Annotated in this window: 16 protein-coding genes; 15 read left to right on the plus strand and 1 reads right to left on the minus strand. The window is 41.1% G+C overall.

The genetic code is table 11. The features are described 5' to 3' along the window. Nucleotides 1-34 precede the first annotated feature (34 nt). From CDZ94_RS02130 to CDZ94_RS02150, 4 genes are all read left to right on the plus strand, one after another. Entirely contained in the window at nucleotides 35-817 is a 783-nt protein-coding gene (locus CDZ94_RS02130) for a menaquinol-cytochrome c reductase cytochrome b/c subunit (protein ID WP_096434888.1), read from the plus strand. A gap of 693 nt (nucleotides 818-1,510) precedes the next feature. Further along, the gene (gene lhaT, locus CDZ94_RS02140) at nucleotides 1,511-2,104 is read left to right on the plus strand and encodes a lipoprotein heptaprenylglyceryl N-acetyltransferase LhaT (protein ID WP_096440531.1); all 594 of its coding nucleotides are present in this window, start codon (nucleotides 1,511-1,513) and stop codon (nucleotides 2,102-2,104) included. A gap of 57 nt (nucleotides 2,105-2,161) precedes the next feature. Then, the gene (locus CDZ94_RS02145) at nucleotides 2,162-2,986 is read left to right on the plus strand and encodes a sporulation protein YpjB (RefSeq protein ID WP_096434890.1); all 825 of its coding nucleotides are present in this window, start codon (nucleotides 2,162-2,164) and stop codon (nucleotides 2,984-2,986) included. Nucleotides 2,987-3,214: 228 nt separating this feature from the next. Beyond that, a complete protein-coding gene (locus CDZ94_RS02150; RefSeq protein ID WP_096434891.1) occupies nucleotides 3,215-3,904 on the plus strand; it encodes a zinc metallopeptidase in 690 nt (229 codons plus the stop codon). A 195-nt stretch (nucleotides 3,905-4,099) separates the two neighbouring features. Here CDZ94_RS02150 and CDZ94_RS02155 read toward each other — a convergent pair whose 3' ends face one another. Continuing rightward, nucleotides 4,100-4,972 (minus strand): YitT family protein, encoded by an 873-nt coding sequence (locus CDZ94_RS02155; protein ID WP_096434892.1) that lies wholly within the window; start codon nucleotides 4,970-4,972, stop codon nucleotides 4,100-4,102. Between the two features lie 136 nt (nucleotides 4,973-5,108). Between CDZ94_RS02155 and CDZ94_RS02160 the strand changes: the two genes are divergently transcribed. The 11 genes from CDZ94_RS02160 (at nucleotide 5,109) to CDZ94_RS02210 (ending at nucleotide 14,319) form a co-directional block, all read left to right on the plus strand. Further along, nucleotides 5,109-5,468, plus strand: a complete 360-nt coding sequence (locus tag CDZ94_RS02160; protein WP_096434893.1) for a nucleotide pyrophosphohydrolase — start codon at nucleotides 5,109-5,111, stop codon at nucleotides 5,466-5,468. Continuing rightward, nucleotides 5,465-6,259, plus strand: coding sequence for a 4-hydroxy-tetrahydrodipicolinate reductase (dapB, locus tag CDZ94_RS02165; RefSeq protein ID WP_096434894.1), 795 nt, complete (start codon nucleotides 5,465-5,467; stop codon nucleotides 6,257-6,259). The genes CDZ94_RS02160 and dapB overlap by 4 nt, the downstream gene beginning before the upstream one ends. A 22-nt stretch (nucleotides 6,260-6,281) precedes the next feature. Next, complete coding sequence (mgsA, locus tag CDZ94_RS02170; RefSeq protein WP_096434895.1) at nucleotides 6,282-6,698, plus strand: methylglyoxal synthase; 417 nt, start codon at nucleotides 6,282-6,284, stop codon at nucleotides 6,696-6,698. Then, nucleotides 6,691-7,395, plus strand: a complete 705-nt coding sequence (gene bshB1 / locus CDZ94_RS02175; RefSeq protein ID WP_096434896.1) for a bacillithiol biosynthesis deacetylase BshB1 — start codon at nucleotides 6,691-6,693, stop codon at nucleotides 7,393-7,395. Before mgsA ends, bshB1 begins: the two co-directional genes overlap by 8 nt. 4 nt (nucleotides 7,396-7,399) lie before the next feature. Beyond that, nucleotides 7,400-8,533, plus strand: a complete 1,134-nt coding sequence (gene bshA, locus CDZ94_RS02180; RefSeq protein WP_096434897.1) for an N-acetyl-alpha-D-glucosaminyl L-malate synthase BshA — start codon at nucleotides 7,400-7,402, stop codon at nucleotides 8,531-8,533. An 18-nt stretch (nucleotides 8,534-8,551) separates the two neighbouring features. Continuing rightward, nucleotides 8,552-9,718, plus strand: a complete 1,167-nt coding sequence (locus tag CDZ94_RS02185) for a CCA tRNA nucleotidyltransferase (protein WP_096434898.1) — start codon at nucleotides 8,552-8,554, stop codon at nucleotides 9,716-9,718. Further along, nucleotides 9,715-10,674 (plus strand): biotin--[acetyl-CoA-carboxylase] ligase, encoded by a 960-nt coding sequence (locus CDZ94_RS02190; protein WP_096434899.1) that lies wholly within the window; start codon nucleotides 9,715-9,717, stop codon nucleotides 10,672-10,674. The genes CDZ94_RS02185 and CDZ94_RS02190 overlap by 4 nt, the downstream gene beginning before the upstream one ends. 312 nt (nucleotides 10,675-10,986) lie before the next feature. Next, a complete protein-coding gene (panB, locus tag CDZ94_RS02195) occupies nucleotides 10,987-11,841 on the plus strand; it encodes a 3-methyl-2-oxobutanoate hydroxymethyltransferase (RefSeq protein WP_096434900.1) in 855 nt (284 codons plus the stop codon). Next, on the plus strand, nucleotides 11,828-12,679 hold the full coding sequence (gene panC / locus CDZ94_RS02200; protein WP_096440533.1) for a pantoate--beta-alanine ligase: 852 nt from the start codon (nucleotides 11,828-11,830) through the stop codon (nucleotides 12,677-12,679). Before panB ends, panC begins: the two co-directional genes overlap by 14 nt. Before the next feature lie 126 nt (nucleotides 12,680-12,805). Next, the gene (gene panD, locus CDZ94_RS02205; protein ID WP_096434901.1) at nucleotides 12,806-13,192 is read left to right on the plus strand and encodes an aspartate 1-decarboxylase; all 387 of its coding nucleotides are present in this window, start codon (nucleotides 12,806-12,808) and stop codon (nucleotides 13,190-13,192) included. A gap of 65 nt (nucleotides 13,193-13,257) precedes the next feature. Continuing rightward, nucleotides 13,258-14,319 (plus strand): tetratricopeptide repeat protein, encoded by a 1,062-nt coding sequence (locus tag CDZ94_RS02210; protein WP_096434902.1) that lies wholly within the window; start codon nucleotides 13,258-13,260, stop codon nucleotides 14,317-14,319. Nucleotides 14,320-14,360 lie beyond the last annotated feature (41 nt).

Consider the following 14,360-nt stretch of genomic DNA (forward strand, 5'->3'; position numbering starts at 1 on the left):
GATTGGGTTTTGACGCAGAAAAGGAGGGAAATCTATGCATCGCGGGAAAGGTATGAAGTTTGTCGGAGACTCTCGTGTCCCGGCTGAAAGGATGCCGAATATTCCAAAAGACTATTCGGAATATCCGCATAAAACCGAAGCATTTTGGCCGAACTTTTTGCTTCGTGAATGGATGGTAGGTGCCGTCTTTCTAATTGGTTATCTATGTTTAACAGTTGCGCACCCATCGCCGTTAGAGCGTGTAGCAGATCCTAACGACTCAGGTTACATACCGTTACCTGACTGGTATTTCTTGTTCTTATACCAGTTATTAAAGTATGAGTATGCTGCCGGAGACTTTACGGTTATTGGAGCTGTTGTTATTCCAGGAATTGCATTTGGTGCATTGTTACTAGCACCATTTCTTGATAAAGGTGTCGAGCGCCGTCCAATACGCCGCCCTATTGCAAGTGGTCTTATGATGCTAGGGGTCATTTCTGTTATCTTCTTAACTTGGGAATCTGTTGACCAGCATGACTGGGAAGCAGCTGCACAACAAGGTGCTATTGTGGAAGATGTTGAAATTGATGAAAGTGCAGAAGGTTATGAAATATACTTGAGCCAGCAGGCATGTATTAACTGTCACGGTGATGAAGGAGAAGGTGGAGCAGCAGCACCGCCATTATTCGAAAGTGATTATTCTGAGGAAGAAATCATGGATATTATCCGAGATGGTGAAGGACAAATGCCTCCAGATCAATTCGAAGGTTCTGACGAAGAACTTGAGACATTAGCGGATTGGATCGCCAACGACGGACAAGATCCAGACGGAGAGTAATTTATTGAAAGCTGACTGAATCATTCAGTCAGCTTTTCTCATATGTGAAGGTAAGTTTGTTGTTTTTGGGTCTAAAAACAAATATGAGTATGTCATTAGCTCAGAAATCATTGATATTAGAAGCATATTATACTTCCGCTGAAGTGTCGTGGTATCTTCGGGCTTTTTTAAGTAAGGCTGTTTTCTAAAAGATATAAACTGCGACATAGAAGTAGAGTGATTTCCGCTCCGGATAGTCGCTTCCCGCGGGATCTTCAGTTGTTGCTTTTCCCGCAGGAGTCGACTGCCCTTCGCTCCAATCATCCATTATAATAATGAATGGCCATTGTTTGACTTCATCTTCAAGCAATATAAATGTGATGAATTTACAAAGCACTATACCAGCGAAGGAAATACACGTAGACTCCAGCAGGAAAGCGAAGACGTTGAGACCCCAAAGTGATCGTACTTTGCGAACGAGGAGGCTCAGCGCGAGCCCGCGGAAAGCGTAGTGTATTTCCGAAGCGGTAGGTTATGTCGCAGTTTATTTCAGCTGCGAAGATTAAAAGCACGAAAAGAGCCATAATTAAAAGTGAAATATTAAACATGGCTGATGCCTTCATAATTCTGAGCAAAGGGGATAATCATTAAAACAAATAACAACATTCTATTTTAAAAGAGCTTATTATAGCAGGAAAGAAGAGGTTACATATGATGAACAAAATCTATGACGTTCTGGGGCAAAGGTGGGCGGTTTTTTTATTGCTTGTGATCAATATTCCAGGTACAATTTATGGTTATATCTGGTACGAATCACAACTGTCAAACACGCCGCCGATATTTTATATATTTGTCCCAGATAGTCCAACGGCAAGCTTGTTTTTTGTGATCGTTCTTATAGCATTTTTATTCAGGAGAAGTATACCAATTGTAGAAGCTTTAGCATCCGTAACATTATTTAAATATGGTGTTTGGGCAGTTGTGATGATCGTTTCTGCGGGTGCGGCTGGTTCTGAAATGCGCTGGGATCACTATATGCTTATTTGTTCTCACTTGGGGATGGCAATCCAAGGGCTTTTATATGCACCTTATTATCGGATTAAACCTTGGCACCTTATTGTGGTAGCCATATGGACACTTCACAATGATGTTATTGACTATATTTACGGCATGCATCCTACGGTATCGCATCTTATTCTTCCTTACTATCAAGAAATTGCTTATTTTACCTTTTGGTTAAGTATCTCTTCCTTATTTATCGTCTATCTATTGAATAACAATCAAAAAAAGAGAAAGCTTAACTTTTAAGGTATACACATGTCCTCCTCTTCATAGGATGAAGTAGGTAAAAGAGGAGGGACAGGCATGAAAGTAAGATGGTTATTATCCTTATTGACAATAATAATATTATGTCTACTTCCACTTATGACAGCTTCAGCAGAAGGTGAGAGTGGATTAGAAGAGTCAGATGAACAGCTTTGGAGAGAATTAAACCGGACAAGCGATACGATTCTTCAATATGTTAAAGAAAAACGATATGATGAGGCGAAACAGCTGATGGATTACTTCTCCAAGCAGTTCTTAAACATCCGATCTGCTGATTATCATCTTTCAATGAATGATTTACGTGTGATCGTGTCCACATATGAAACCGCAGATGGGGCGACAACGAGTATGTCCATGAGTCACGAAGATCGTGTACGAGCTGTTTCATCTTTTCGGCTGCTAGTAGATGTGTATGATTCAAGTGAACGCTATTTATGGAAAGGGACTAAAGAGTCGGTCTCAGCACCATTGATGGAAATGGCTGAAGCATATGAAAAAAAAGACTGGGGAGCTTTCCAACGGTTGTTTAACAGCTTCCTAAAATCATATGAGGTTGTCCGCCCTGCCTGGCACGCGTCCCTTGAACCGCACCAATATCAACGTTTCGATTCTCAAGTTGTTTATATTGAACGGTACCGTCAAAACCCAGAAGCTGCTTCAAATTTAATGGAAACAATGGCGGTAATGTTAAGTGATTTAGATGCCATTTACTCAAATGACAGTGAAGATACTTCAGACCCTTCACTTATTTGGGTCATTCTCACGATTGGCGGTGCCATAGTGTTTGCCTTAACATATGCAGGGTGGAAAAAATACCGGGGACAACAAAAAGAAGGTAAAATCCGTGCAAGAAGGTGGGAGTAATAGCAGCCGATTCATGAGCCAAGCTAATATATTGACACTTACCATTCGTTTGACTAAAATTAAGATTAGGGAAAGTTCAAAAAGTGCGGAAATCCAGGCATGGACTAAAGATAGTAACAAGATCCATTTTTTGCTCTGCCTTGAACATCTCGGTTCTTTTTGTTGTACCCCTTATAAAACACGATTTATTAGAAATAAAGAGAATAGAGTAAACGGAGGGAACCATTTATGTTTGGAAGTCTAGGGGCTTTTTTACTATACTTCGCCATATTATTGATTGTTCCAATGTGGGCGCAAATGCGAGTGAAATCGGCATTTAATAAATATTCGCAAGTGCGTGCATCATCGGGTATGACAGGTGCTGAAGTTGCTAAAAAAATATTAAATGATAATGGATTGTATGATGTAAGTGTAGAGCCTGTTAAAGGGAAGCTTACTGATCACTATGATCCGCGACAAAAAGTTGTTCGTTTGTCTGAAAGTAATTACTATGGTAATTCAGTTGCGGGTGCAGCAGTCGCAGCCCACGAAGTCGGACACGCCATGCAGGATGCGGAAGATTATGCATTTTTGCGCTTTCGTCATGCATTAGTGCCTGTTGCAAACTTTGGCTCTAATACATCGATCTTTTTAATTATTGCAGGTATGCTGTTTACGATGTCTGAATTAATGCTCGTTGGAATCATCTTCATGAGTGCCGCTGTCTTATTCCAGTTAGTTACCCTTCCGGTGGAGTTTAATGCATCCAGCCGGGCGATGGATCAAGTTATTTCAGTCGGTGTCATTCGTAACGACGAAGAGAAAGAGACGAAGAGAGTGCTTAATGCTGCAGCGTTAACTTATGTCGCAGCAGCAGTAGTAGCTGTGGCCGAACTAGTCCGGTTTCTTCTTATGTATTTTGTAATGCGAGATGAGTAGTACTGAATATATAGGCTCTTCTATAAGATGTTGCTGCTATTGTTTTTTTGAGCGTAAAAATGCTTTTATAAAAATCCCTTGCCGCTAATGGCATGGGATTTTGTTGTGTTTAAAACAATGTATTTGGTTAAGGTTTGGGGTAACATTTTCAAAAAGTCATCCAGCCTCCTATTTCGTATGCCTCCAGGTCGCTGATTATATTCCAAGTGGACGTTTATTTTCATCGAGAGTGAACCCTTCACCCATTACATCCTGTACGTCTGTTAGTGTAACAAATGCGTGAGGGTCTACTTGATCAATTAACGTTTTTAAGCGAACCATTTCATTTCGACCGACTACACAATACAAAACTTCCTTTTCAACACCGGTGAAGCTCCCTTTCCCTTTTAGGAGAGTGGCCCCACGATCCATTTCGATCATAATTTGAGCGGAAATTTCCGGTGCCTTTTCAGAAACAATCATCGCAGCTTTGCCAGAATAAGCTCCTTGCTGCATAAAGTCAATCACTTTCGCTGCAATAAACACTGCCACAAGTGTATACATAGCTTCCCGGTAATTTAAATAAATAAGCGAACCAGTAATTACAGCAGCATCAAAGAGAAACATCGTTTTTCCCATGCTCCAGCCCAAGTATTTAAAACCTAAACGAGCAATAATATCAACACCACCTGTTGTACCGCCGTATCTGAAGACGATACCTAAACCGACTCCAATAAAGACTCCAGCGAACAAAGCTGCTAACGTCATATCGTCGTCTAATGGAATTGATACAAATGGATACCTTTGGAAAAACCATAAAAAAACTGACACGCCTAACGTACCGATTAGCGTATAAATAAATGCGTTCCTTCCAAGTATCTTCCAACCGATAATGAAAAGCGGAATATTTAATGCGAGGTTGGAAAATGCCGGATCAATGGATAAAATAAAATATAAGATCAACGTAATCCCTGTAAACCCGCCATCAGCAAGATTATTTTCCATGTTAAAATAAACGAGGCCAAAGCTCATAATTGCTGTTCCTAGTAATATCGCGATAATATTTTTTAGTTTAATTGCATGAATCAAACCACTCACCTCCAAAGTTGATCGACTGCTCTATTATATAAGAAGTTCAGATTCCCTTCAATCGGCTAAATTATTTGTAATAAGCCATCGTTTTAGCTACGATGGAAAAGAATGAATGAAAAGTTGAGGTGTCACCATGGACAAAACGTCTAAATCATTACAAGAAGTTCAAAAAGAGGTAGATGCATACATATCTCAGTTTAAAGAAGGCTACTTTTCACCATTAGCAATGATGGCTAGGTTAACAGAAGAGACAGGAGAACTAGCCAGAGAAATTAACCACTACTACGGTGAAAAACCAAAAAAATCTAGTGAAGATGAAAAAACAATTGAACAAGAAATTGGCGACCTGTTTTTTGTGTTGACGTGTTTGGCCAATAGTTTAAATATTGACTTAGATGAAGCGCACAATTTGGTGATGCACAAATTCAACACACGTGATAAAAACAGATGGACAAAAATTGAATCAGAGGACACCGAGGAGGATGAAAAATGACACGAATTGTAATCGCGGGTCCACGAGGGAATATGGGAAAAGAAGCGGTAACCATGGTAGAGGAAACAGCGCATTTTGAATTAGTAGCTGTGATTGATAGAAAGAATGGCGGATTTACAATGAAAGAAGTTGAAGGAATGACAAACTTAGACATTCCAGTATTTGAGGATGCCGAAGTTTGTTTTCAAGAAACGAATCCGGATGTACTTATCGATTTAACATCGCCTCAGTCCGGGAAAATACATATGAAACTTGCACTTGAACATAATGTTCGCCCAGTTATTGGTACGACCGGTTTTAGTGATGACGATGTTAGCGAGCTTGAGCGACTTGCTGAAGAGAAAGAATTAGGTGCTATTATCGCTCCAAACTTTGCAATCGGCGCGATATTAATGATGAAATTTTCGCAAATGGCTGCTAAATACATGGACGATATTGAAATTATTGAACAGCATCATGATCGTAAGCTCGATGCACCGTCCGGAACGGCAGTTAAAACTGCCCAACTTATAAGTGAAGTGCGTCAGTCGAAGAAACAAGGCCATCCGGAAGAAGAGGAAACGCTTGATGGAGCAAGAGGAGCGAGTATTGATGGGATGCACATCCACAGTGTTCGCTTACCGGGTCTTGTAGCCCACCAGGAAGTTCTCTTTGGCGGAGAAGGACAGACTCTTAAAATTCGCCATGACTCTATGAACCGCCGCTCATTCATGCCGGGGGTAAAGCTTGCATGTGAAACAGTAATGAACATAGACAGGCTCGTTTACGGGTTGGAGCACATTATAGAATAAAGCGCATTAGGGGGAGTGACTTTTGAAAATTGCACTTATTGCCCATGACCATAAAAAAAATGAAATGATTCAGTTTACAACGGCTTTCAAAAACGAATTGACTAAGCATGATCTCTTTTCAACAGGGACAACGGGGAAACGGATTATGGAGGAGACTTCGTTAAACATTCATCGGTTTCAATCAGGCCCACTAGGTGGAGACCAGCAAATAGGTGCGCTCATTGCTCAAAACGAAATGGATTTAGTGTTATTTTTTAAAGATCCTTTAACCGCTCAGCCGCACGAGCCGGACGTGACTGCTTTGATTCGTTTATGTGATGTATATAAGATTCCCCTGGCTACGAATATGGCCACAGCAGAAGTGTTGTTAAAAGGACTCAGCCGGGGGGATTTTGAGTGGCGACATCTAGTACGGGGAGAGGGGGATAAAAATGACTAACCAAATAGACCTCCTCGCTATTGGTGCTCATCCTGATGATGTGGAAATCGGGATGGGAGGAACTTTGTCCTTGTATAGGAAGAAAGGCTATCAAACAGGGATTGTTAATTTGACAAAAGCTGAACTTTCTTCAAATGGTACTGTGGAAGAGCGTCAGATAGAAGCAAAAGAGGCAAGTAACAGACTCGGAGTATCGACTCTTGTACAATTGGATTTTCCTGACCGGGGTATTCTTGCCCATCGGCAAACCTGTATCGATGCCGTTGTGGCACTGATCCGGGAAAAAAAGCCGCGTTTAGTTTTTGCGCCATATCCAGTCGACAGGCACCCCGATCACACCGAAACAGGGAACCTCATAAAAGAAGCAGTGTTTAATGCAGGTCTTTATAAATACAAACAAGAGGTAGGGCCGGCGCATAAACCGGAAGCACTTTATTATTATCAAATTAATGGGACTCAGCACCCGGATTTTATCATTGATATCAGTTCAGATATAGACGATAAACTACATGCCCTCAAGGCGTATCAAAGTCAGTTTCGTACAACAGACCAAACGGTCACAACGCCTTTAACTGAAGCGTATCTTGAACGTGTAAAAGCAAGGGAGCATCTAATAGGTCAACAAATCGGTGTCATGTACGGAGAAGGCTTTAAAACGGATAAACCTCTTGTCATGTCAAACTTGTTAGGAGAATAGCATCATGAAAAAACGTAAAATCGGGATCACTTGTTATCCTACTATTGGGGGCTCCGGGGTTGTTGCTACTGAGTTAGGGAAAAGTTTAGCAGAAAGAGGGCATGAGGTTCATTTTATTACCTCTAGTTTGCCCTTTCGTCTGGAAAGTGTGAATGCTAATATTTTTTTTCATGAAGTTGAAGTTAATCAATACTCTGTGTTTAGGTATCCGCCTTATGATCTTGCTTTGGCTAGTAAAATGGCAGAGATAGCAAAACGCGAGGAGTTGGATCTTCTTCATGTGCACTACGCAATCCCTCATGCTATTAGCGCCTACTTAGCAAAGGAAATGGTAGGAGGGCAGTTGAAAGTAGTCACAACTCTTCACGGAACTGACATCACAGTTTTAGGCTACGATCCATCCCTTACTGATATGATCCGATTTGGAATTGAAAAATCAGATACTGTCACAGCTGTGTCGAATGACCTTGTTAGACAAACGAACGAATTGCTCGGTACACAAAAGCCGATCGAAACCGTCTATAACTTTATTGATCACCAGGTGTATTACCCACATAGAGAAACAAATTTGCGGGAAGAATACGGAATTGAATCTGATGAAAAAGTAATTGTACATATTTCTAACTTTCGCAAGGTAAAACGTGTGCCAGATGTTGTTGACAGCTTTTATGAAATACAAAAACACGTGCCATCCAAGCTTTTATTGATTGGTGAAGGACCGGAACATCCTGTTGTATGTAAAAAGGTAAAAGAATTAGGTATTGAAAATCGGGTGAAGTTTCTCGGTAATCAAAAACGAGTTGCTGAACTCTTGTCTATGAGTGACTTGAAGCTATTACTTAGTGAAAAAGAAAGCTTCGGTCTTGTTTTACTTGAAGCTATGGCATGTGGCCTGCCGGTAATTGGAACTAATATTGGGGGTATTCCGGAAGTCATTCGTCATAATGAATCGGGGTTTATTTGTGAGCTGGGTGATGTCCAGGCTATTTCGAAAAAAGCTATTGAACTTTTAACCAACAAAGATCTTCATCGAGAAATGGCGAAAAATGCTAAGGTGCGCTCTGAAGAGGTATTTCATAAAGATCGTATTGTCGCTCAGTATGAAGACATTTATGAACGGACAATTATTGAAAAATGACCTACAGGAGGCGGCTCGATGCAAAAGGAGCTCTGGACTATTGCTAATAAAGTTATAGCGAGCTTAGCTGAACATGGTTTTGAAGCCTATATCGTCGGTGGAGCTGTGCGGGACTGGTTGTTAAACGATCCCATTGTTGATGTGGACATAGCAACGAATGCTTTTCCCGAAAACGTCAAGGCCATATTTTCAGGAACGATCGATGTAGGTGTGACACATGGTACCGTTATCGTACCTATCGGTGGTCAAACGGTTGAAGTAACAACCTTTAAAGGTGATGGTGGTAGGTTTGGAAAGACAATAAAAGAAGACCTCACACGAAGAGACTTTACGATGAATGCCATGGCCATTTCGAATACTGACACGTTAATCGATCCGTTTGGTGGAATACAGGATCTTGAAAACGGTATTATCCGTTCTGTTGGAATGGCAAAGGAGCGCTTTGAAGAAGATCCGATACGTATGCTTAGGGCGCTCCGGTTTGCACATACACTAGGGTTTCAACTTGATAAAAAAACGGAGGAATCTATCAGGGAACATTCTCTCCTCATTGCAAATGTGGCTGTTGAGAGAATAGCTGATGAATGGCGGAAGATGCTCGTCACACCTTTAAAAAAACATACTTTCATAAACTTGCTTGCTTCACCGTTGACTGATCATCTTACTGCTTTTCCTCAAAAGGTTAAATGTTTGCCTGTTCTTAGAGACTATCCATATGATTTTGTAATTTCGAATGAGAACGCCTTCTGGTTTCTTGCTTCCTGGAGCTCCTGTGACAGTGAAGTTAGAGCGGTTTTAAATCACTATAAGAGGAGCAACCGGCTAATTAAAGACATAATGGCTATGCGTCAGGTTGTAGAAGGGATTTTGAAGGGAGGTTGGACGTCAGAAACGCTGTATTTAGCAAGGAAAGGTGACCTTCCCTTTTGTGAACAAATACGAGCCCTATTAAAAGGGGAACAAGCCTGCAGATCAGCGGTGGTTACTATGAGGGAGACCTTGCCGATTCAGGCGAAGAGTGATCTTGCCGTTCAAGGGAAAGACTTGATAAATGAATTTAAAATTAATGAAGGAAAAAGAATCGGTACTATGTTAAATCGGATAGAGCGCGCTGTTGTAAACGGCCAGGTAACCAACGAAAAGCAGTCCATTTTTCAGTATGTAAGAGAGGAAGAACGAAGATGAAATCAATGCTCCTGCAATTGTTAAGAACTGATGAGAATGAGTTTGTATCCGGTGAAAGGTTAAGCGAAAAACTAGGGTGTTCCCGAACGGCTGTCTGGAAACACATTGATGCCTTAAGAAAAGAAGGATATGAGGTCGAAGCAGCTACGAAAAAAGGTTACAGACTTGCCGGTGAACCTGACGCTCTAACGAAACATCAATTACAATCACGGCTTCCGGAACAAACGATTGTACAAGCCATCCATCATTTCCCTTCGCTTCATTCGACTCAGGAAACGGCTCATCAACTAGCTAGTAATGGAGCAGGGGAAGGTACTCTTGTCTTGGCCGATGAACAAACAAAAGGGAAAGGGCGTTTAGGAAGAGAGTGGCATTCACCACCAAAAACAGGGATTTGGATGAGTATGATTTTACGACCTGATATTGAAGTAAAGAGAGCACCTCAACTAACCCTGCTAACAGCTATAGCTGTCGTTCGTGGGATAAAAAAGTCATTAAATCTCGACCCTGAAATAAAGTGGCCAAATGATATTTTATTTAATGGCAAGAAAGCAGCAGGTATTTTAACAGAGATGCAAGCAGAGCCCGATCACATTCATGCGATCATTGTAGGCATTGGCCTTAATGTCAACCAAGATGCCTTTCCGATGCCCCTCGATGAAATTGCGACATCTTTGAAGATTGAAAAAGGAACAATCGTAAATAGAGCAGATGTGTTAACGGCAATCATAAATGAATGGCAATGGTTATACGAATTATTTTTACAGGAAGGCTTTGCTGTCATTAAACCGCTTTGGGAAGCCCATGCGCTGACGATGGGTAAACGTATTGTTGCAAGGACACCAAAGGAAACGGTCGAAGGTATTGCAACTGGAATAGATGAAGCGGGTGTGTTGCTTTTAAGACAAGATGACGGGACGTTAAAGCAAATTTATTCTGCGGATATTGAATTATAATGTAACAATCTAGTGGCCAAACAAAAAAGCCAATGTTAAAAACCTTCACAAAAATACTGAGGTTTCTGCTATACTTTATATGTGACTTCATGGGACAGTATCGTTAATGAACTGTACCCATTTCTAATTATAAGTGTCAGTTCAAGGTCTGCCTTGATCCAAAAACGGACGGGGACAGAAGGAACGTTCATAACATTCCAAGCACATTAATTTGTGTTCGGTTTTTTCATGATGGCTACCTTCTCCCTTTGCTGAGAAGGTTTTTTGCATTTTGAACGATTCCTCACTGGTCCTTCTCAAAAGGAGGAAAATATGAAAACTACAGCGGATTTTAAACAGATGAAGCAACAAGGTGAAAAAATAGCCATGGTGACGGCTTATGATGCACCGAGCGGCAACCATGCAGAGCAGGCAGGGATTGACTTAATCTTAGTGGGAGATTCTGTGGGGATGGTTGTATTAGGCTACGACTCAACTATTCCTGTGACAATGGAAGACATGATTCTTCACACTCGAGCAGTTAAGCGGGGAGCCGGAAATACGTTTACTGTAGCTGATATGCCATTTTTAACGTATCACGCTTCTCATGAAACGGCGCTAATAAATGCTGGGCGCTTGATGCAAGAAGGTGGGGCTCAGGCTGTTAAGGTTGAAGGTGGTAAAGGTGTTATTAGCGTTATCCAAACCCTTTCACAGGCTGGAGTACCTGTTGTCGCTCACTTAGGCCTGACTCCTCAATCAGTTGGTGTAATTGGTGGCTACAAAGTACAAGGAAAAGAAATAGATCAAGCAAGAAACCTTATCGATGAAGCCAAACAAGCTGAAAGTGCTGGTGCAATCATGCTCGTTCTCGAGTGTGTCCCAGCACAAGTGGCAGAGCGCATTCAAGCGGAGCTTTCCATACCGGTGATTGGTATTGGAGCTGGTGTTCAAGTTGACGGGCAGGTTCTTGTATGGCATGACCTGTTAGGCTACACATTTGACCGTGTTCCTCGATTTGTTAAAAAATATGCAAATTTAGCTTCAAACATACAGGAAGGCTTAGCTCAGTATAAAAAAGAAGTCAAGAAGATGACTTTTCCAACAGTAGAACATTCTTTTTCCATGAACGAAGATAATGTAGGGAAGCTGTATGGATCAGAAAGAGTTCGTCATGATCGTCATTAAAACACCTAGTGAGTTTCAGAAGTGGCGAGAGAAGCAAAGCGATAAAACGATCGGATTTGTCCCAACAATGGGATATTTACATGATGGACACCTTTCGTTAATCAAACAAGCTAAAACCGACAACGACCGCGTTGTGGCAAGTATTTTTGTCAATCCCCTTCAGTTTGGGGCTGGAGAAGATTTCACAACTTATCCGAGAGATTTGCTCCGTGATCGCGAGCTTGCAAAGGAAGCTGGGGTAGATGTCCTTTTTTTGCCTGATAAAAAGGACATGTATCCATCTCCTATGGCGTCTCTTATTCGTATCACGCAAGGGATCGATACGTTATGCGGCAAAAATCGTCCAGGACACTTTGATGGAGTTGCGACGGTAGTCATGAAACTATTTCAAATTGTTCAACCAAACAGTGCTTATTTTGGTTTAAAAGATGCTCAGCAAGTAGCTGTTATTGAACGAATGGTTAAAGATTATTTTGTGCCTATAGAGATCGTTCGCGTTCCGACTGTCAGGGAAGCCGACGGATTAGCAAAAAGCTCACGAAATGTTCATTTAACGGATGCGGAAAGAAGACAGGCAAGTGCGATTTATCGTACCTTATCGGAAATAAAAGAGCACGTTATGAGCGGAAAAGAAACGATCATGAACTTGGAATTAGCAGGAAAGAAGAAAGTGGAAGAAGAAACAAAAAGCTCAGTCGATTACTTTACAATCAGGCATTTTCCATCTTTGGATCCAGTGGAGCAGATTAATGAAGCGAAAGAAAGTGAGCTTATTATCGCTTGTGCTGTAGCATTTTCAGAAGTGAGACTAATTGACAATATTATTTTTAAGCTATAAGTACGGTTCAAAAAGGACCATAAAAAGAGCTGAGTAGGTCGAGGCGGTATTTAGCAGGAGATTATATTTTCCGACAGCTATTTGAAGCGGACTTTTTGAACAACCTCTAAAAGAGAGTAGGGAATAATGATGAGACATCTAATGAGTGCAAAGCTACATCGCGCCCGTGTAACAGAGGCCAATTTAAATTATGTTGGAAGTATAACGATCGATAAAGATTTGATGGAAGCTGTAAATATTTTAGCTAATGAACGAGTGCAAGTTGTAAATAATAACAATGGTGCGCGGTTAGAAACGTATGTAATTCCTGGGAAAAGGGGAAGTGGAACGATTTGTTTAAACGGTGCAGCAGCTCGACTTGTTCAGCCAGAAGATACGGTAATCATTATCGCTTATCAGTGGATGGATGAACAAAAAGCTGTAAACCATGAACCAAAAGTTGCGATTTTAAACGAAGATAATCAAATTGTCGATCTTATCCAAACAGAACCAGCTTCTACCTGCTTGAGCTAGGTATAGAGCCCCCTTTTTTAAAGGAACACTTAAAATAAGGTTCTTTATAAAAGGGGGTTTTTAGTTTGCAACAGCACTCGGCGACCTGGGAAGAAAAATGTGCCTGGTTTACCGATCACTATCATAAACTTTCCAAAGCAGAGCAAGAAGAAATTTATTCTGAATTAGAGCGAGAGCATCTTGAACTTCTCGATATATGGAGCACTCAACATGACTTGCTTGCAACAGTTCAAGAGGCACTTTCAATTAAACAAGAAAAGTGGGTATTTTCTAATCCGACTTGTCTTACAAAGGGAATTGGCTATTTTCAGTTGGAGATGTATTCACATGCTATAGAGAACCTAGAAGCTGAACTGCCGTCTTCCGATCAAAAAGTCAGGCTTATGTTATATATAGGTTTTGCATGCCTCTACGAAGAGCAAGAGGAGCGAGCGAAAGATGCATTTTTAACTGTTTATCAACAAGGTCTTGATAAAGTGGAGAAGCATTTTGCTTTACTTGGTCTCGGCTTACTTGAAGGAAGACAAGAAAAAATGGAAGAAGCCATCGTTATTTTTGAAAAGGCGCTTACCCTTATCAATCATTCTGATGTGTTATATAATTTAGGAACCTGTTATTATGTTATAGAGAAATATGATCAGGCTTCCCAATGCTTCCTTCGTGTCGCACAAGAAGAGCCAGAGCCCGAAGTTTTCTATTGGCTGGGGAAAAGCTTGTTAAATCAGGGGAATGTCACAAAAGCGTACGAAATTTGGTATGAAACACTTGAGGCGGCTACCACAGCAGAAATCATCGTTTCCTTAGCCTATGAATTTGAAGAGCGAGGGGAGTTTGTTTGTGCCCTCCATTGTTATCAAAAGCTCTCCGCATTAGGGTTTGAGGATTGCTGGGTAATACACGGTCTTGCCTGGAACTTAGGACTATTAGATAAACGACTTGAAGCTAAAGCATTATTTGAAAGAGCATTAAAAGATCACCCCGAACAAACGAATGTATGGATTTCTTACCTATGGTTGTTAAGTAAATGGGGCTGGTCGGAGGAACAGGAAAAAGCGATTCATACATTAGGGGAGCAAAAAATCAACCACCCATTATTAGCGGAGGTTCAAAAAGTTCAAGAGGAATAGCTAGCTACCTCTTTTTTGAACACCGTTAATTGAAAGTTGCA

Origin of the sequence: Alteribacter populi (assembly GCF_002352765.1) — a bacterium.
Classification (GTDB): domain Bacteria; phylum Bacillota; class Bacilli; order Bacillales; family Salisediminibacteriaceae; genus Alteribacter; species Alteribacter populi.